The 20,541-nt window shown below is 33.4% G+C and carries 10 protein-coding genes; all 10 read left to right on the forward strand.

Annotated features, from left to right (window positions below):
• The first annotated feature begins 45 nt into the window (after nucleotides 1–45).
• Nucleotides 46–1,293, forward strand: coding sequence for an efflux RND transporter periplasmic adaptor subunit (locus FF125_RS14525; protein WP_138950446.1), 1,248 nt, complete (start codon nucleotides 46–48; stop codon nucleotides 1,291–1,293).
• A 51-nt stretch (nucleotides 1,294–1,344) separates the two neighbouring features.
• Nucleotides 1,345–2,040: an ABC transporter ATP-binding protein gene (locus FF125_RS14530; protein ID WP_138950447.1), complete on the forward strand. Its 696-nt coding sequence runs from the start codon at nucleotides 1,345–1,347 to the stop codon at nucleotides 2,038–2,040.
• A gap of 50 nt (nucleotides 2,041–2,090) precedes the next feature.
• Complete coding sequence (locus tag FF125_RS14535; RefSeq protein WP_138950448.1) at nucleotides 2,091–4,523, forward strand: ABC transporter permease; 2,433 nt, start codon at nucleotides 2,091–2,093, stop codon at nucleotides 4,521–4,523.
• 96 nt (nucleotides 4,524–4,619) lie between these two features.
• Nucleotides 4,620–5,378, forward strand: coding sequence for a head GIN domain-containing protein (locus FF125_RS14540; RefSeq protein WP_138950449.1), 759 nt, complete (start codon nucleotides 4,620–4,622; stop codon nucleotides 5,376–5,378).
• A gap of 74 nt (nucleotides 5,379–5,452) precedes the next feature.
• Nucleotides 5,453–7,882 (forward strand): ABC transporter permease, encoded by a 2,430-nt coding sequence (locus FF125_RS14545; protein WP_138950450.1) that lies wholly within the window; start codon nucleotides 5,453–5,455, stop codon nucleotides 7,880–7,882.
• A 94-nt stretch (nucleotides 7,883–7,976) separates the two neighbouring features.
• On the forward strand, nucleotides 7,977–10,367 hold the full coding sequence (locus tag FF125_RS14550) for an ABC transporter permease (RefSeq protein WP_138950451.1): 2,391 nt from the start codon (nucleotides 7,977–7,979) through the stop codon (nucleotides 10,365–10,367).
• A 14-nt stretch (nucleotides 10,368–10,381) separates the two neighbouring features.
• Nucleotides 10,382–12,796 carry an ABC transporter permease gene (locus tag FF125_RS14555; protein ID WP_138950452.1) on the forward strand — a complete coding sequence of 805 codons (2,415 nt, stop codon included), beginning with the start codon at nucleotides 10,382–10,384 and terminating at the stop codon, nucleotides 12,794–12,796.
• Between the two features lie 323 nt (nucleotides 12,797–13,119).
• A complete protein-coding gene (locus FF125_RS14560; RefSeq protein WP_138950453.1) occupies nucleotides 13,120–15,522 on the forward strand; it encodes an ABC transporter permease in 2,403 nt (800 codons plus the stop codon).
• An 80-nt stretch (nucleotides 15,523–15,602) separates the two neighbouring features.
• The gene (locus FF125_RS14565; RefSeq protein WP_138950454.1) at nucleotides 15,603–18,014 is read left to right on the forward strand and encodes an ABC transporter permease; all 2,412 of its coding nucleotides are present in this window, start codon (nucleotides 15,603–15,605) and stop codon (nucleotides 18,012–18,014) included.
• Between the two features lie 81 nt (nucleotides 18,015–18,095).
• On the forward strand, nucleotides 18,096–20,531 hold the full coding sequence (locus tag FF125_RS14570) for an ABC transporter permease (protein ID WP_138950455.1): 2,436 nt from the start codon (nucleotides 18,096–18,098) through the stop codon (nucleotides 20,529–20,531).
• The last annotated feature ends 10 nt before the right edge of the window (nucleotides 20,532–20,541 follow it).

Consider the following 20,541-nt stretch of genomic DNA (forward strand, 5'->3'; position numbering starts at 1 on the left):
AGAAACAAGACTAAAAATTAGAGAAATAACGATTAAACAATAATAATGGATATAAAACTTGAAAAGAAAAAAGGATTAAGACCAAAGCATTACGGATATATCGCTTTAGGATTACTCATAGCATTTGCAGCATGGAAACTGATTTTTAGTAGCTCAATGTCTACTTTTAGAACAGAGAAAGATAAATTATCTATTGCGGAAGTTATGCAAGGTAAATTTGACGACTATATTACTATTAATGGTACGGTAGCTCCAATTTCTACGATTTATATGGATGCTTATGAAGGTGGCCGTGTGAGTGAAAAATTGATTGAAGAAGGTACCATGGTTAAAAAAGGAGACATTATTCTGAAGCTAGAAAACATGAACTTATATGAGCAAATTTTAGCAAGTGAAAGTAATATGGCTTTAAAGGAAAATAATTTACGATCTACAAAATTGGAATTTGATTCACGTCAAGTAAGTGGTAAAAAATCGTTAGCTACAACAGATTATGACCTCACCAAAACAAAACGAAATTTTGAACAAAACGAAGCCTTGTACAAAGATGAACTAATATCAAAAGAAGAGTATTTACAAACTAAAGAGAACTATGAACTTGCGATAAAACAACAAAAAATTGTAAAACTACAAACGGAGCAAGATGATAAAATGCGGATCACTTCATTATCTGGTTTGGATACCGATTTAAAACGTATGCGTAAAACCTTATCTATGGTATATGAACGTCTAGATCATTTGAATGTTCGTGCTCCTGCTGATGGACAACTCGGATTTTTAGATGCTGAAATTGGACAAAGTATTGGACAAGGAGAACGTATTGGACAAATAAATGTATTGACTGATTTTAAAATTGAAGCTACTATTGACGAACACTATATTGATCGTGTTAAACGTGACTTATCAGCTAGTTTAGAACGAAATGGCAAAGAATTCCCATTACGTCTTAGAAAAGTATATCCTGAAGTTAGAAATGGAAAATTTAAGGTAGATCTTGTATTTACCAAAGAGAAACCAGAAACGATACGTGCAGGTCAAACTTATAATATCAAATTACAATTAGGAGCCTCAAGTGACGCAATGCTCTTACCAAAAGGCAGCTTTTTTCAAAGCACAGGTGGGCAATGGATCTTTGTTGTAAATGAGAATAACGAAGCCATTAAACGTACCATTCGCATAGGAAAACAGAACTCAAAATATTACGAAGTGTTAGAAGGATTAGAACCTGGTGAAAAAGTAATCACTTCTAATTATGATAGTTTTGGAGAAGCAGAGCGAATTGTTCTTAAATAGAATAGAAAATAGAGAATAGAGAATAGAGAATAGAGAAATAAAATATATAAAATGATAAAAATCCAAAATTTAAAAAAGAGTTTCAGAACCGAAGAAGTTGAAACATTAGCATTAAATGATGTCAATTTGAACGTAGCTTCTGGAGAATTTGTGGCCATTATGGGACCATCTGGTTGTGGTAAATCTACCTTATTAAACATCATTGGTATGCTCGACAACCCTACAGAAGGTAGCTATCAATTCGGCGACCATGAAGTTGGAGGCTTAAAAGAGCGTCAAAGAACTGAATTACGTAAAGGTAATTTAGGATTCGTTTTTCAAAGTTTCAACCTAATTGATGAACTTACGGTTTATGAAAATGTAGAGTTGCCTTTAATTTATTTAAAAATGAATAAAAGTGAACGCAAGCAAAAAGTAATGGCTGTGCTAGAACGCATGAAAATTGCTCATCGTGAAAAGCATTTCCCTCAACAATTGTCGGGTGGACAGCAACAACGTGTGGCCATTTCAAGAGCCGTAGTTACCAACCCTAAATTGATTCTTGCCGATGAACCTACAGGTAATTTAGATTCTAAAAACGGGATTGAAGTAATGAATTTACTAACGGAATTAAACCAAGAAGGAACTACAATTGTAATGGTAACTCACTCTGACAGAGATTCTCATTATGCACACCGAATTGTAAATCTTTTTGACGGTCAAATTGTAACAGAAAGTCAGAATAGAGCTATGGAAGCAAGAGTGTAAAGATTTCTAATAAATTTTAAACAATTTCATCAATACAAAAATGAACAATCATGTATAAAAATTATCTAAAAATAGCTTGGCGAAATTTAAAGAAACAACCTTTCTTTACCTTCCTAAATGTCTTTGGTTTGGCTATTGGGATGACAGGTGCGATTCTTATTTCACTTTTTGTACATGACGAACTGAGTTTCGATAAAATGTTTGCAGATTCCGACAGAATCTATCGTATAGATACAGATATAAAATTTGGCGGGGCCGAAATGGAGTCCGCACAAGTTGCGGCACCAATGGCCAACGCATTGCAAAATGACTTTGCACAGGTTAAAAACACGGTTAGATTCAGAACTAAAGGAAGTATGTTGCTTCGAAAAAGTGAAACTAATGACAATTCAAAAGAGCTTCAAACCACATTTGTCGATTCCACTTTCTTTGATATGTTTGGTATTCAACTACTTTCGGGTGACAGAAAGACTGCCTTGACTCAGCCTAATACATTAGTTTTAACAAAAACTGCTGCTGAAAAACATTTTGGTATAAAAAATGCTATTGGCCAAAACCTCCTGTTGAATAATACCGACACCTATACCATAACTGGAGTCATAGATGATTTACCGACGAATTCTTTTTTGAAAGATTATTCTGTTTTTATGGCAATGGCAGGTCATGTTGCCTCAAGAGAGAATAATTGGGGCGGTAACAACTTTTATACCTTTATAAAACTAATACCGAGTGCAAATGCCGACGATATAAAAGTACCTTTAGCTAGCATGCTCGAAAAATATATGCTGCCATGGGCACAAAAATATTTTCCAGGCATGACTGGAGAATCGTTTGCCGCAGCGGGCAATTCAATCAAATACCATACTATGCCATTAACGGATATTCATCTATATTCTGCACGTGAATCTGAGATGAGTGCCAATAGTAGTATGCAAAACGTATATATCCTATCATTTATAGGCTTAATCCTTATTATTTTAGCGTGTGTAAACTTTATGAACCTTTCCACTGCTCATTCCTTAAAAAGAGCTAAAGAGGTAGGTGTAAGAAAAACGTTGGGGTCTAATAAAACAGAACTGATTCAACAATTTTTAATTGAATCTGGACTAATTGCTCTAATATCGTTATTATTGGCAGTTATTCTATCTATTGCAGTACTCCCTCTTTTTAATGAACTTTCAGGCAGAGCAATTTCATTGCCATTTACAAATCCGATTTTTTGGCTAATACTGTTCGTTGCAACTATTATTCTAGGACTATTTTCAGGAAGCTACCCTGCCTTTTTTATGTCTCGATTGATGCCCGTAAAAACCCTTAAAGGAGGGAGCCATACCAACGTGGGAGGAGGTAATATTCGGAACGCTTTGGTTGTATTCCAATTTGCCATTTCCGTATTTCTAATTGTAAGTACCTTGGTCGTATTTCAACAACTTAAATTTATACAAAGTAAAGACCTTGGTTTTACCAAAGATCAAGTTTTATTGATCAATGACACGTATGCAGCAGGTAAACAGGTAAAAGCTTTTAAAGAAGAAGTGGGTCGATTAGGCCAAGTACAAAGTTCTACTTTTAGTAGTTTTTTACCAGTACCTTCATCTCGTTCCAGTAGTTCGTTTTTTGAAGAAGGAGCCATCGAGCAAGATAAAGCCATTCAAATGGGCACCTGGTATGTAGATGAGGATTATATACCTACCTTAGGTATGAAGCTTATTTCCGGTCGTAATTTTGACAAAAAGCACCTTACGGATTCAACCGCTGTTATTATTAATGAATCTACTTTAAAAAGATTAGGAGTAACCCCAGAAGAAGCACTAGGAATGCGAATATCAGAAGAAATTGAAATTGAAAAATCCAAATTCTTTACTGTAATAGGTGTCGTTAAAAATTTTCATTTTGAATCTTTAAGAGAAAATATTAATGCTCTTAGCCTTTTTCTAGACAAATCAACAGGAACTTTAGCCATAAAATTAAAAGCTGGAGATTTTAAACAAACCATTTCAAGCATTGAAAGTATCTGGACTAAATTAGCACCAGGTCAACCTTTTAGTTATCGTTTTATGGATGATGCTTTCAACACTAGCTATGATGCTGAACAACGATTAGGTAAAATTTTTATGGTATTTACTATATTATCCATCTTTATTGCCTGTCTTGGTCTATTTGGTCTTGCTGCATTTAATGCTCAAAAACGTACAAAAGAAATTGGTATTCGAAAAGTCTTAGGAGCTAGTATCAGTCAGATAACCTATCGCCTTACTACTGACTTTCTAAAAATGGTAGGCCTTGGTATATTAATTTCACTTCCATTGGGCTGGTATGCTATGAATAAATGGTTAGAAGACTTCTCGTATAGAATAGAAATTAGTTGGTGGATATTGGCATTGGCTGCCTTTTTGGCGATAGCAGTAGCCATACTAACGGTATGTTATCAAAGTATAAAGGCGGCAATTGTAAATCCCGTAAAAAGTTTAAAAACGGAATAGGTTGAGTGTATAAAAAAAGTCTACTAGACATTTTTAGTGAAGGAGCCCACTAGCGTAGGGCAGTTTAAAAAACAATTTAAAAACATACATAAAATTATGAAAAATAAGAATCTTAAAACCATCCTAGTTTTAACCATTTTATTTCTAGGGTTACACAATGCAAATGCTCAATCAGAAACAAGAACTGTCGAGCCATTTGATAAGGTAGTTGTGAGTCCACATATTGCTGTAACTTTTGTTCAGGGAGAAACTGAAAGTGTACAAATAGAAACTATTTCAGTTGACACAAATAAACTGAACATTGAAGTCAAAGGCAAAACCCTACGTATTTATTTAGAGGGAGCAAAAGAAGTTACTGAAAATGAAAAATACTATAAAAATGGTGAAAAACGTACCCGTTCATTGTATAATGGAACGATAGTTACGGCAACGGTTACCTATAAATATATTGATGAATTGTCATTACGTGGTGAAGAAAAATTTACATGTAAAAGCCCTATTGACCAGAAGGATTTTACCTTAAAAGTTTACGGAGAATCTGAAATCACAATCGATAATGTAAATCTAAAATCATTGCAAACAACAATGTATGGAGAAAGTTATATCGTTATCAATGAAGGTTCTATAGACCGACAAAAAATAACAGGCTATGGTGAAGCGAAAACAAACACCTTAGGTGTCATAAGCAATAGCACTAAAATTACAGCTTATGGAGAAGGTAGTTACCGAGTGAATGTATCTGAAGAATTAAAGGTAACGGCATATGGAGAAACGGTTGTAGCCTATAAAGGAAACCCAAATGTAAAAAAGGGTATTGTAATTGGAGAAGCAACAATTCAAAAAATAGCAGAGTAATACTAAAAACCGAACAAAAATAGAGATTCAATTGAACATATTCCGATTTTCACGGGAATGATATAAAACTAATCATGTTAAAAAACTACATAAAAATAGGTTGGAGAAACCTCGTAAAAAATAAGCAGCAGACCATTATCAACTTATTGGGTCTTACCTTAGGAACAGTAAGCTGCTTGACCATTTTACTTTATGTTTTTGCCCAACTTGGATTTGATGAAGACTTTTCGAATGCTGAATCTATTTATCGCGTGGAAACCATAATAGAGAGAGATGGTAAGGAAAGTTTTGACACTGCAGCAGCTTCTCCTCCGATAGCCTTTGCTCTAAAAGAAGATTTTGGTGAAGTTGAAGAAGTTACGCGGGTAGTACTAACAGATGTTTTTTATAGTAATTTAATCCGTGCCGCAGAAAATAAAGAGTCCTATTATGAGCCAAGAAGTTATATGGCCGACTCCACTTTTTTTAAAATATTCAATTTCAAATTTTTACACGGTGATATTGAGACCGCTCTAAATGAACCTAACGCGATAGTACTTTCCTCAAATTTGGCCAATAAAATGTTTGGTAATCAAAATTGCATTGGCAAGGCTGTAATTTGGGGTAGCGGTGAAGATGCTCAAACGCTTACAGTGAAAGGCGTATTCGATGAGTATTTTTACAAATCGCATCTCAACCCTAATTACATTGTGAGTATGAGTACACCTGGAATGGGTACATTTGTTCAGACTTTTGATGATTTCGCCACCAATAATTTTGTGTATAGTTATGCAAAACTTGTCCCTAATGCTGACGCTGACCTATTACAAAAAAAACTACCTGCTTTTATCAATCGTAGAGGATCTAAAAATTTATCAGATGCAGGAATGGACAATAAACAGCTATTGTTAAAAAAGGTGACTGATATTCATTTGTATTCTGAAGGCCGCAAAAATCAAATCGGTAGAATTTCAAATATAACATATCTTTATTTTTTATTGACGTTAGCCTTTTTCATCCAATTGGTGGCGTGTATTAATTTTATAAACCTCAGTACGGCTAGGGCAAGTAAACGTGCAAAGGAAATTGGGGTACGTAAAGTTGTAGGTGCAGGAAAAAAAGCATTAATGCGACAATTTTTAGGAGAATCTCTACTCTTGTCAGTATTTGCAATGCTAATAAGTATTCCTATTACTATTTTCCTATTGCCTTTTGTAAATGAACTTACGCAAGAAGCATTGACTTATTTAAATATTTTCAATTGGAAAATCACAGCTTTATTATTCGGTTTAGGGATTTTTACAGGATTAGTTGCTGGTATCTATCCGGCAGTAATTTTGTCCTCGATAAACCCTATAAAAGCCTTGAAAAGTGCGACTATACTGCAATCTGGAAACGGCAACTTTAGAAAAGCATTAGTAGTCTTTCAGTTTGTGGTTTCTATAAGCCTTGTAGCCACGGTTATAGTAGTAACTCAACAGTTTAGATTTACCCAGAACAAAGACCTTGGTTTTAATAAAGAAAATCTATTAGCCTTACGAATAGGTACTAACGAAGCCTCAAGTAAGTTTGAATCTATCAAGACTGCATTTTTGAATATACCTGGTGTACTTGAAGTATCCAGCGGTAATTACTCGCCCTCCGAAATAGTTTTGTCCGATAATGGTTTATACTTGCCTGGTGGAAGTAGAGAAAAAAATACAATCGTAAAACGCAATGGCGTCAGTGACGGTTACTTTAAGACAATGGACATTCCAATCTTAGAAGGAAGAGATTTTCGCGAAGCAGATACTACTAATCAGATAATTGTAAATGAGGCCACACTTAAGGCCTTCAATATGAAACGTGAGGATGCTCTGAGTTCAAAACTTGTTCAAAGTTTTGGAGATGAAACCTATGAAATGGAAATCATTGGTGTGGTAGCCGATTTTCATTACGCTTCTTTAAAAAATGAAATAGCTCCATTATTTTTGCACAAAGAAAGCGAACCTAATTGGCTGTTCCTTCGCACTGAAACAAAGAATTACGAGCTATTACTTGGCAATTTAGAGAAACAATGGAAAACGACAGTAAACAATGTCCCATTTGATTACAGGTTTGTTGACAAAGAGGTTGAAAAGCTGTATGATGAAGAAAAACGACTTGGTAAAATTTCGTTTGTCTTCACTATTCTAGCCATTCTAATTAGTTGTTTGGGCCTCTTTGGGTTGATTTCATATGTAGCCGAACAAAAGAAGAAAGAAATTGGAATTCGCAAGGTACTAGGTGCTAGTATAAATTCTGTAGTACAATTATTGACCAAAGATTTTGTAAAATTGGTAGGAATCGCCTTTTTGATTGCCTCCCCAATTACTTATTATTTTATGGAACGATGGCTTGAAGATTTTACATATCGAATAAACATCCAATGGTGGGTATTTGCTTTCGCTGGTGGTTTTGCATTAATCATAACATTAATAACTGTTGGATTTCAATCATTAAAATCGGCCGTAGCCAATCCTGTAAAAAGTTTAAGAACAGAATAAAACTAGACAAATAGACTTATTTAGTCCAACAAACTCAGAAAGTAATCATCATGTGCAGGGCGAATAGAATATAAATAGTAAAAACTTTAATATCATGTTAAAAAACTACATAAAAATAGGTTGGAGAAATTTGAAAACGAACCGATTGTTTTCCATAATTAATATTTTAGGACTAGCATTAGGTTTATCTATAACCATTCTACTTTTTCTTTCTATTACCTACGAGCGTAGTTATAATACCATGTATTCTAATAAGGCAAATATCTATCGCGTTCTTGTAAATACTAATGAAAGTTATGACAAGCAAATTTTATGTACGGCTCCTGCTGCTTTAACTCCCGCCATTAAAAATGACATTCCCGATGTTAAATATGCCGCCAGAATATTGAAACATGGTTTTGGAGAAACCGCATTCGTAAAAGTGGGCAATACTACTTTTCTTGAAAAGGAATTATACTGGTGTGACCCTGAATTATTTGATATATTTAATATTAAATTTTTACAAGGAGAAGCTTCTTCTGCCATATCGAGACCAAATACTATTACTATTTCAAAAAGCACTGCCAAAAAATATTTTGGAGATGCTGATCCAATGGGGAAACTTATTGTAGTTGATAGTGATGAAAAATTGGAAGTTACTGGGGTCTTTGAAAACTTTCCAGAAAACAGTTCCTTACACTGCAATGCGATAGCTTCTTTTAGCTCCACATTCGCTTTTAAGAATCCAAGTTGGGGAAATTCTAGTTTTGAAACCTACTTACAATTAAATGAAAACATTTCACAAGCAAATACAGAAAGTCAATTAAACTCGCTTTTGGATAAAAATGTAGATAAAGAAGGGCAATGGTTTCACTTAACGTTACAGCCCTTGGAAAAAGTTCACCTATACTCTGCTGACTTTTCAAATTCTTACAGTAAAAGAGTCGGCGATATTGACGAAATAAACAACCTCTCTTTTTTAGGAATACTCATCTTATTGATTGCCTGTGTTAATTACATGAACTTAATGACGGCAAAGTCAGCAAAAAGATCGAAAGATGTTGGAATTTATAAAACATTAGGAGCCTCCTTTAAAAGCTTAATAGCTCGATTTTATGCTGAAACAGGAATTATAACCTTATTAGCATTAGTAATTGGCGTTTTTATAACTATATTATTCATTCCACTTTTTAATCAATTAACGGCTCAACAATTAGAGGTTTCATTGCTATTTAAGCCGCAAGTCCTAATAGGTATTGTATTATTTTGGGTAATTGCCACTTTAGTTGCCGGATCTTACCCCGCATTTTACCTTTCAAGTATTTCTCCCAACTCAGCCTTAACCTCAACAAAAAAGGACGGTTCAAGTATTATTAATATTAGAAAAGGTTTGGTGGTATTACAATTTGCAGCCTCTATTATTCTGATTGTTGGGGTACTCGTAATATATCAGCAATTACAATTTATGCAAAATCAAAAATTAGGTTTTGATTCAGATAATGTGGTCGCTATTTCTACAACAGCGGTTAACGGTAATGACAAAAAAGAAGCTCTAGTTCAAGAATACGAATCGTTGAGCATGGTTTCTGATATTGCCATGGCACAGGGTTTTCCTGGTGTTACCGTAAGTGGTAGAATGTTATTTAAAACTGAAAATGATGAGAATGGTTTAAAAATTCAAACCAATCGTGTAGATGCTCAAATTATCGATTTATTAAAACTAAAATTAATTGCAGGTAAAACGTTACCGCTGATAAAACAACAAGGTGATACTATATCAGAAGTGGTTCTCAATAAGAAAGCATTGGATTATTTAGGATATACACCTGAAGAATCGATTGGCAAAAAAGTATTAATCCAAGGTTTTAGAGGTAATGTATTTATTGTGGGTATTGTAGATGATTTTAATTTCGAATCACTACATCAACCTATTGGAGCGTATGCTTTTCACAACCGAAGAACTGAAGCCAAAAATTTTGCATTGGTCCGCTTCAATAGTAATTCATTGACAAACACCATGGATCAATTAGAATCAAAATTTCTAAAAATAAATCCAGGTTCCGCCTTTGAATATATCTTTTTAGATAAAAATATTGAACAATTATATGCACAAGAACGGAAGACAGCAATATTAGGATTCACCTTTAGCATTTTAGCCATTTTCGTTGCCTGTTTAGGTCTATTTGGTTTAGCGGCATTCACTGCTGAACAACGCAAAAAGGAAATTGGAATTCGAAAAGTACTAGGAGCTACTATCATGGGAATTACACAAATGCTCTCTATGGATTTTTTAAAACTTGTTGCAGTAGCCATTGTAATCGCTTTCCCTATCGCTTATTGGCTAATGCATGAATGGTTACAGAATTTTGCGTATCGAATAGATTTCAGTTGGTATATTTTTGCCATTTCAGGAATTTTGGCAATTGTAATTGCATTAATAACCGTTAGTTTTCAAGCGGTAAAAGCTGCACTTTCTAATCCCGTTAAAAGTTTAAGAACAGAGTAAAACCTTTAAATATCATGTTAAAAAACTACATAAAAATAGCTTGGAGAAATTTGAAAAAGGACAAAACATTTGCCTTTTTAAATATTGTAGGTTTATCGGTTGCTTTCGGTGTTGCTATTTTACTTTCAATGGCGGCTTTTTTCGAATTATCGTATGATAAATTTCACACCAATGGAGATAACATATATAAGGTTTATAATGAGATACAAACTCCAAGAGGTCCAGAAGCTGGTACAAGTCAACCCGCTCCATTTGCCAACGCACTTACAAAAGAAGTTCCTGGTATTTCAAAAGTTACCCGTTATCTGCAAGATGGTGCTTTAGTTATGTATAAGGATAAAGAAATAAATATGAGTACTGTATGGGTCGATGCTGATTTCTTTACTATGTTTTCTTTTCCTGAATTTGCAGGAAATTCTGATAACCCTCTTAAGGAATTATCAAATATTGTACTTTCTAAAAAAATGGCAACAGCATTATTTGGAGATGAAAATGCCATAGATAAGACCATAAATATCCTCATAAATGGAAAAGAAACTCCATTCACAGTCGCTTCACTTGTTGAAAACACAAAATCGAATAGCTCTTTAGAGTTTGGTTTAGCCATTCGTTTTGAAAACCATCAAAGTTATACTAAGAATAAAGAGGAATGGGATTCTCAATATCACGATGTTTATGTACAATTGCAAAATGAAGTAAATGCAAAACAGTTTGAAGACCAAACCAAATCTTTTGTTGATTTGCATTATAAAGAGTCTATTGAAAACCTTAAACGAGATGGAGCACAACCTGACGCTAACGGTCGCTATTTTACCATTAACCTCTTACCATTAAAGGATGTGCATTATACTAACTTTCAAAATGGTTATGCTAAAATTAGTAGAACAATTCCATATCTAGTGCTCTCTGTAGCTTTTCTAATTCTTTTTATTGCTTGTGTCAATTTTATTAACATGAGCATCGCTAAGAGCACACAACGTTTACGAGAAATTGGAATGAGAAAAACATTAGGAGCACAAAAAAAGCAACTATTTTTTCAGTTTTGGAGCGAAAGCCTGATGTTATTTAGTGTCTCATTATTCATTGGTATTGGTTTAAGCATTCTCTTTTTAAAGGATTTTCAAGAAATTTTCCGAACCAATGTTACTTTTAGTATGTTTACTAATCCCTTAAATATTATTCTTTTTATAGTTGTAATAGTGCTGGTAACGTTATTAGTGGGAGGCTATCCAGCAATGCTTATGAGTAAATTAAGTACGATTCAATCCCTTAAAGGTAAAGTTGAAACTAACGGAAAAAATGTAGTTAGAAATGTGCTCATGGTAGTACAATTTTCAATTGCCATTTTATTAATTAGCGGCACATTGGTTTTATGGAGTCAGTTAGAATTTATGAGGAATAAAAACCTTGGCTTTGATAAATCGCAAGTTATCGCTTTTCCTATTGACGGAAAAATGGACAGTCGAAGAGCCGTTAACTTATTACGTGATCAACTTAAAGACAATCCTAATATTATAAGTGTTACCGCCTCCGATAATATTTTAGGATTGGGTAAAGATGGCAGTCAATTCAGTAGTCGCTTAGGTTTTGAATACAAAGGTAGAGTTGTCAAAACAAATATGCTCGTTGTAGATTATGACTATATAGAAACGTTGGGATTGGAACTTATACAAGGTCGTAGTTTTGATAGGCAATATCCTGGTGATGCACTCGGAATGGTAATTAATGAAAGTATGGCTCGCGAACTTGATGAAGAAGATCCCTTGACAGCAACTATTATGATGAGTGACAGCACTAAATATCAAGTATTAGGCATCGTTAAAGATTATCACTTTGAATCATTAACCAAGTCTATAGAACCGTTAACATTCTTTATGAATACGGATTGGGATCTGTATTATGCCTATGTAAAGGTTGCTCCTGAAAATTTATCAAAATCATACGACGCTATTGAACAAACTTGGAAAACACTAGAGCCCAATGCCAAATTTTTAGGCTCTTTTTTAAATGATAATATTGATCGTACTTTTAGAAGTGAAAAAATTATGGCAACGATGATTACTAGTGGCTCCATTATAGCCATTGTTCTTAGTTGTATTGGTCTATTTGCCATTTCATTATTGGTGGTTGCACAACGCACTAAAGAAATTGGCGTGCGAAAAGTTGTGGGTGCCAGCATCTCGTCAATAACTTATTTATTGACCAAAGACTTTCTTAAGTTAGTGGCAATTGCTTTTGTTATTGCTGCACCTGTCGCGTGGTGGTTAATGAATCAATGGCTTCAAGATTACGTGTATAGAATTGATTTAAGTATTTGGATTTTTGCCCTTGCGGGATTATTAACAGTATTAATTGCATTATTTACGGTTGGTGTTAAAACTTTAAAAGCAGCCATGCAAAACCCTGTAAAAAGCTTAAAAACCGAATAAAAACTGAATAGTTAGCTACAGAGTTCTTTAATAAGGTGATTTTTTTAAACAATCGCCAATAAAATTGGATTCTGAATTTCAGTAATCGTTTTCTATTGGAATAACTCAAAAGGATTGTAAAAATATTGGACACTTACTGTAAAATTATTTTACATATTAAAAAATAATTTAAAATTCAATTTCTATTAAAAATCTAATAAACAGACTATTAAATATTTGGCACAACTATAGGTATAACAAATACAGAATACTTAAAGAAACAATTTGACAATTGTCTACCGTTTTAAAAAAAGTTCTATTGTCATTAAAAAAAACAATTAAACATGTTTAAAAACTATCTAAAAATTGCCTGGAGAAATTTAGCTAAAAATAAAGGATACTCTGCCATAAATATTGGCGGATTAGCCTTAGGCATAGCAGTAACCATAATTATTGGATTATGGGTTCAGAGCGAGCTTTCGTATGACAATCATTTTGAAAATAAAGATAAAATAGCAATTGTATTCCAATCCCAAACATTTAATGGTAATACGGGCACTGGCCCTGCAATTCCAAGACCTTTAGAAAAAGCATTAAGAACAGATTACGGTAGTAGTTTTAAATATTTAATAATGTCGTCATGGACGAATAAAGTGTATCTAAAATATAAAGAAACCAGTCTTTATAAATCTGGAAATTATATGCAAAGAGACGCTCCTGAATTATTAAATTTAGAAATTATAAAAGGGGAGAAAGATGGTCTAAGAGAAATAAATTCCATTATGCTATCTGAGTCAATTGCGGACGCCCTTTTTGGATCTGAAGATCCTATAGGTAAAGTTGTAAAAGTTAGAAATCAGGACGACTTAGTGGTTTCCAGTGTCTACAAAGACATTCCTCTTAATACTACTTTTAACGACACGTACTATATCATTCCATGGGAACAATATCTGGCTTCTAGAGAATGGGTACGAAATTCAGAAGACGAATGGGGCAATAATTCTTTTCAGATGTTTGTACAAGTGGCTGACAATGTTGATATGGATAAAGTATCTACTACTATTAAAGATGTAAAGAAAACATTAAACGAAGACACTGCAGCGTTCAATCCACAATTGTTTCTCTTTCCTATGAAAGATTGGTATTTAAGAAACAGCTTTAAAAATGGTAAAAACGATGGAGGTGGTCGAATAAAATATGTTTGGTTATTTGCCATTATTGGAGCTTTTGTACTATTATTAGCATGTATTAATTTTATGAATTTAAGCACCGCACGTTCAGAAAAAAGAGCTAAGGAGGTGGGTATCAGAAAATCAATTGGCTCTCAAAAAGGGCAGTTGATATACCAATTTTTAAGTGAGTCTTTTTTGGTGGTAGTTCTGGCCTTTTTGGTATCATTATTAATTATTTTAATCTCTTTGAACGGATTTAATGACCTTGCAAAAAAAGAAATACTATTTCCGTGGAGCAATGTAAACTTTTGGCTAATATCATTAGCTTTTATTCTTTTCACAACACTATTGGCAGGTAGTTATCCCGCACTTTACCTATCTTCTTTCAAGCCTATTGATGTTTTAAAAGGAACTTTTAAAACTGGCAAACACGCAGGTTTACCCAGAAAAATTTTGGTCGTAGTTCAATTTACAGTTTCTGTTGCCTTTATTATAGGGACAGTAATTGTTATGCAACAGATAAATTATGCTAAAAACAGACCTGTAGGTTACGACAAAGAAGGCTTGGTTCAAATTCCGACATACAGTCAAGACTTTGAAGGTAAATATGATTTAATGCGAAACGAATTTTTAAATTCTGGTGCGGTAATTGAAATGTCAGCCTCCAGTAGTCCTACTACACAAATATGGTCAAACAGAAGTGGTTTTACCTGGGATGGTAAACCTGAGGGATTTCAAGAAGATCTTGCTTATACTGAAGTTACCTATGAATATGCTAAATCTATTAATCTAAAAATTATAGAGGGGCGTGATTTTGCACGTGAATTTGCTACCGATTCTAATGCTGTTTTGATTAATCAAACCGCTGTAAAATATTTGGGACTTACAAATCCGGTAGGTAAATTTCTGAGAGATGATAGTGATGAAGACCCTAATCCTCCATTAAAAATAATCGGTGTGGTTGAAGATATGATTACACAGTCGCCTTATGAACCTGTTAAGCAAGGTGTATATGTTTTTGACAAGCACGGCAATTCTAGTTATTACAATTTAAAATTAAACCCGAAACAAAGTGCCAGTAAAAATTTAGTAACAATAGAAAAAGTGTTCAAAGAACATTTTCCTGACATTCCTTTTCAATATGATTTTGTAGATGCAGAATATGGCGAAAAATTTGCTTCTGAAGAACGTATTGGCACATTATCAGGCGTCTTTACAGGGCTAGCTATTCTTATCAGCTGTTTGGGACTTTTCGGATTAACATCATTTGTGGCAGAACAACGCACCAAAGAAATAGGTGTTCGTAAAGTATTAGGGGCAACCATATTTAATGTATGGAATATGTTGTCTAAAGACTTTTTAAAGTTGGTTATTATTTCCTGTTTTATTGCAATACCCATTGCCTATTATGTAATGAATGGATGGTTAGATGCCTATCCGTACCGCGTAGCCTTAAAATGGTGGATTTTCGTATTGGCAATTCTAGGTGCGTTATTGGTTACCCTACTAACGGTAAGTTTTCAAGCCATAAAGGCAGCAAAAGCTAATCCAGTTAAGAGTTTACGAACGGAATAGAAAATTTAATTTGAGATAAAAAAATGATTATAAAATTGAAAAATTTCACTTTTTTGAGAAGGGCATAAAGACTAAATATTATGTTTAAAAATTATTTAAAAATAGCATGGAGAGGTATTAAAAAAGACAAACTTTTTGCCTCTATAAAAATAGGAGGTTTTGCCGTTGGTATTGCTGCCTGTTTGCTTATTTCACTCTTTATAATAGATGAGCAAAGCTATGATAAACATTATAAAAGTAAAGATCAAATTCATAGAGTACTCGTAGCGTTTCCTCACGAAGGAGAGCTACTAAAAAGTGTTCATTTTCAATTACCATTTGCAGAACAATTACAAAGTGATTATCCTGAAATAGAACTGGCCGGAAAATATAATGCAGGTGAACTATTTGGTGCTGGTAAAAAAACCATACAACTACAAAATGAATCTCAAAATTATAATGATGACGGTTTTATTTTCGCAAGCCAAGGTTTATTAGAAGTGTTAGAAATATCTTTTTCTCAAGGAGTGGTAAAAAACGCTTTAACACATCCTAACAGTTTGGTGATTTCTTATGAAAAGGCCTTAAAGTACTTTCCAAATGGAAATGCTCTTGGTCAAACAATTATATTAGACGGTAACACTAAAAATCCATATAAAATTACTGGTGTAATGGCCAGGCGTAGTTTTAAATCACATTTTCATTATGATTTTCTAATGACTATTGATGATAACCAGATGAATTGGATCAATAACAATTATCTCACTTACATCAAAACTTCAAAAAATACGGATATAACTGCCCTTGAGAATAAAATGTATTCCATAATAACCAATCATATGGTACCTGCATTAAAAAAACGAGGGTATAATACTCATTTGGAATCATTAGAAAAAGCCAAGTTTATATTACAACCCGTTGCAGACATCCATTTAAAAACTGATTCTGAATTATTCGATCATCTTAGTCATGGTGATATAAGATTTGTATGGTTATTTGCTGCTATTGCAGGATTTATATTACTATTAGCATGTATCAATTTTATCAATTTATCAACGGCTAAATCAGCCAATAGAGCTAAGGAAGTTGGTTTACGCAAAACCGTTGGTGCTTTCAGAAATAGTTTGGTATCCCAATTTCTATCAGAATCAATTTTATTTAGTTTAATATCATTTGTAATCGGTGTGTTTCTCGCCTGGTTATTATTACCCATATTCAATTCAATAGCTGTTAAAACTATAGAAATGCCTTGGAATGCTTTGTGGTTTATTCCAACAATACTGACTTCCGCCCTATTTGTAGGATTAATCGCAGGACTCTATCCTGCCTTTTATTTATCTTCATTTAAACCTGCTTTAGTTTTAAAAGGAAAAATGAGTATTGGTGGTAAAAGTATGAGACTCCGAAGTAGTCTTGTCGTATTTCAGTTTGCCACTTCTGTAATTTTGATCATAGGAACACTTGTTATTTACAAACAGATGGATTTTGTAGTAACCAAAGAATTAGGATATGAAAAAGAACAAGTTTTAGTAATAGAAGGCACCTCTATCCTAGACAGTAAAGCAGAAAATTTTAAAGAACAGCTTTTGCAATTACCATCCGTAAAGTTGGTAACCAAAAGTAATTATTTACCTATTACAGGAACCAAAAGAAATGGAAATACATTTAGAAAATCTGGAGTAGGTAATGAAATACAAGGAGTACCTTCACAAATTTGGCGGGTAGATTATGATTATATTAAAACACTAGGAATAAAACTGATAGAAGGGCGTGACTTTTCAAAAGAATTTGCTTCAGATTCAATAAACTCAATTATTATAAATAAAAAGATGGCAAGTGCACTTGGTTTAGATACCCCACTTGGAAAACAAATTTCTAATGGTACTGATTGGACTATTGTAGGCGTGGTGGACGACTTTCACTATAGATCATTGAAGGATGACATTGAACCTTTAGCTCTTGTTATCGGAAATGACATAGGTGCATTTTCAGTTAAACTAGACTCAGAAAATATTACTGAAGTTTTGAGTTCCATAAGTTCTGTTTGGACTAAAAACGTACCCAACCAAGCATTTAACTATAGCTTCTTAGATCAGAAATTTGCACAGATGCATGAAGACGTTAAGCGTATGGGAAAAATATTTAATAGTTTTGCTCTTTTCGCCATATTCGTAGCCTGTCTAGGCTTATTCGGACTCTCTGCTTTTATGATAGAACAACGTAAAAAAGAAATCAGTATCAGATTGGTCTTAGGTGCCCCTTTTAAAAGCATATATAAACTTTTAACATTAGATTTTTTAAAATTGATTATTATCGCCATACTTATTGCGATACCCATTGGATGGTATATAATGAACAAATGGCTTGAAGATTTTGTATATAAAATAGATATTGGTTGGGAACTTTTTTTAGGAGCAGGTGCTATTGCCTTACTAATTGCAATTTTGACTATCAGCTACCAATCTATCGGAGCCGCTCTGATAAAACCCTTAAAAAGTTTAAAAACAGAATAAAAAAAAGCCCGATAAAATTAAAAATAGAGTAATAAAGTTGAATTAATTCTCGCATTTGCGGAAATGACATAAAAAACAATTATGTTTAAAAATTATCTAAAAATAGCATGGAGGAGTTTGCAAAAACACAAGCTCTTTGCGGCAATTAACATTGTTGGATTGGCTATTGGCCTAAGTGCTTCTTTTGTAATTGGAGCCATCATTTATTACGATTTCACTTTTGATAAATTTCATGTAGATGGCGATCGTATTTATCGCATTACAAGTGACTTTTCTTCCTCTGATGGAGTGTTTTACAATCCAGGTGTAGCGGTTCCATTAGGTACCACTTTAAATGAAAACACACCCGGTTTAGATGTTGTTGCCCCAATCTTTACAACCTATCCGCTTCACATTAAAAACAACAGTACCGATAAATTATTTAAAAATCCAAAATTTGTAATATACACTGATGGCAGTTATTTCAAATTATTCAACTATAAGTGGCTCGCAGGTTCTCAAGTAGCTGTATTAGAAAACCCAAATGAAGTAGTGTTGACGGAAAATAGGGCAAGAAAATATTTTCCAAATGCAGAATTGAATGAAATTATTGGTAAAGACCTTATCTACAATGATACTATTCCCGTTAAATTAACAGGCATAGTTGCTAATTTTGAGGATCGTACCGATATCGTTTTTGAAGAATTTATTTCTCTGAAAACGGCCAATCAATCTGACATGACCAGTTCAATAAAAGATAGTAACTGGAACAATACAAACTCCGCATCGCAATTATTTATAAAACTATCAAAAAATACTAAACTTAGCAATGTCCAACTGTTATTAAATCAACTTGCAGATGAACATAAAGATCCAGATGAAGCTACTTTTGGACAAGAAAGAACATTTCATTTACAACCGTTAAGCGACTTACATTTTAATTCAAATTATTACACTTTTGATTTTAGTGAAGGACAAGCAAGTAAGTCTGTTTTGATGAATTTAGCTTACATCGCTTTATTTTTACTTTTACTAGCTTGTATTAATTTCATCAATTTAAATACTGCCCAAGCAACACAACGGGCAAAGGAAATTGGAATTCGAAAAACCTTAGGTAGTTCTAAAAAACCATTAATAATTCAATTTTTAAGTGAGACTTTTTTACTTACATTCTTTGCTGCTCTGGTTTCATTATTCCTTTCGTTTTGGCTGTTACAAGTATTTTCTGACTTTATACCTAAAGGGATCAGTTTTGAATTGTTTTCAGACCCATTAGTAATAGTGTTTATGCTGCTATTACTAGTTGTAATCTCGATTTTATCAGGCTTCTACCCTGCTCTAGTCCTATCACAATTTAAACCTATAGCCGTTTTAAAAAGTCAAATTTTACATAAAAGTGATAACGCTTCACTACGCAAATACTTAACTGTATTTCAGTTTGTTATTGCACAAATTTTCATTATTGCTACCCTCCTCGTAAGTAAACAAATTCACTTTTTAACATCAAAAGATATGGGTTTTAAAACAGAAGCAGTTGCTTCTATTAGAACACCATGGGAAAGTCCTGAGATAGAAAAACGCATGTTGTTAACGAGTAAAATTAAGGCTCTACCAATGATACAAGCTGTAAGTTTAAGTGGTAATACACCGGCTTCATTCAGCACAAGTTCAACCAATGCCACATTTACTATTGGAGACAATGAAATTAGAACTCCCTTGCAATTATTATATGGCGATCAAAATTATTTAAAATTATATGACATTGAAATTTTGGCTGGTAGAAACCAATTAAATGATAGTATAAGTGAGTACGTTATTAATGAAACGTATATGAAAAAATTGGGGTTTGACAATCCACAAGACGCCTTAAATAAATCTGTAAAAACTGGAGATGAATCGCATCTGATTGTTGGCGTAATGAAAGATTTTAATCAACGATCATTAAAAACGGGAATAGAACCCATGGCATTTTTAGGAGCAAATGTGTCACGTTTTAACACCATTCATTTTTCCTTTCTGACTAAAAACTCTGATAAATGGTCACAAAGTATTTCACAAATAGAAAGTGCTTGGAAATCCATATATCCCGATTCTGAATTCAAATTGACTTTTATGGATGAAACCATAAAACGTTTTTACAAACAAGAACAGAAAACATCCGTTTTACTAAACTGGGCAACAGGATTATCTATTTTAATAAGTTGCTTAGGTTTATTAGGTTTAGTTATTCACACTACACAACGAAGAACTAAAGAAATAGGAATAAGAAAAGTATTGGGAGCATCACTAACCCAATTGAACTTTTTATTGTGTAAAGAATTTATACTCCTTGTAATTATAGCATTTGCAATTGCCGCACCCGTTGCTTGGTATGGTTTACACAACTGGCTAGAAGGCTTTACTTATAAAACAAGTATGAGTTGGTGGGTATTTTTAATAAGTGGATTCATTATGATTTTAGTTGCTATTCTCATTATGAGTATTAAAACCTTATCAGCTGCTAACAGTAATCCTGTAGAAAGTTTAAAATCGGAATAAAACACCAAAA

This window comes from Aureibaculum algae (assembly GCF_006065315.1).
In the GTDB taxonomy this organism is placed as follows: Bacteria; Bacteroidota; Bacteroidia; order Flavobacteriales; family Flavobacteriaceae; genus Aureibaculum; species Aureibaculum algae.

What these genes read in the sequence shown, in the direction of transcription:
- FF125_RS14525 (WP_138950446.1), top strand. Translation starts at nt 46, where the DNA reads ATGGATATAAAACTTGAAAAGAAAAAAGGATTAAGACCAAAGCATTAC.
- FF125_RS14530 (WP_138950447.1), top strand. Translation starts at nt 1,345, where the DNA reads ATGATAAAAATCCAAAATTTAAAAAAGAGTTTCAGAACCGAAGAAGTT.
- FF125_RS14535 (WP_138950448.1), top strand. Translation starts at nt 2,091, where the DNA reads ATGTATAAAAATTATCTAAAAATAGCTTGGCGAAATTTAAAGAAACAA.
- FF125_RS14540 (WP_138950449.1), top strand. Translation starts at nt 4,620, where the DNA reads ATGAAAAATAAGAATCTTAAAACCATCCTAGTTTTAACCATTTTATTT.
- FF125_RS14545 (WP_138950450.1), top strand. Translation starts at nt 5,453, where the DNA reads ATGTTAAAAAACTACATAAAAATAGGTTGGAGAAACCTCGTAAAAAAT.
- FF125_RS14550 (WP_138950451.1), top strand. Translation starts at nt 7,977, where the DNA reads ATGTTAAAAAACTACATAAAAATAGGTTGGAGAAATTTGAAAACGAAC.
- FF125_RS14555 (WP_138950452.1), top strand. Translation starts at nt 10,382, where the DNA reads ATGTTAAAAAACTACATAAAAATAGCTTGGAGAAATTTGAAAAAGGAC.
- FF125_RS14560 (WP_138950453.1), top strand. Translation starts at nt 13,120, where the DNA reads ATGTTTAAAAACTATCTAAAAATTGCCTGGAGAAATTTAGCTAAAAAT.
- FF125_RS14565 (WP_138950454.1), top strand. Translation starts at nt 15,603, where the DNA reads ATGTTTAAAAATTATTTAAAAATAGCATGGAGAGGTATTAAAAAAGAC.
- FF125_RS14570 (WP_138950455.1), top strand. Translation starts at nt 18,096, where the DNA reads ATGTTTAAAAATTATCTAAAAATAGCATGGAGGAGTTTGCAAAAACAC.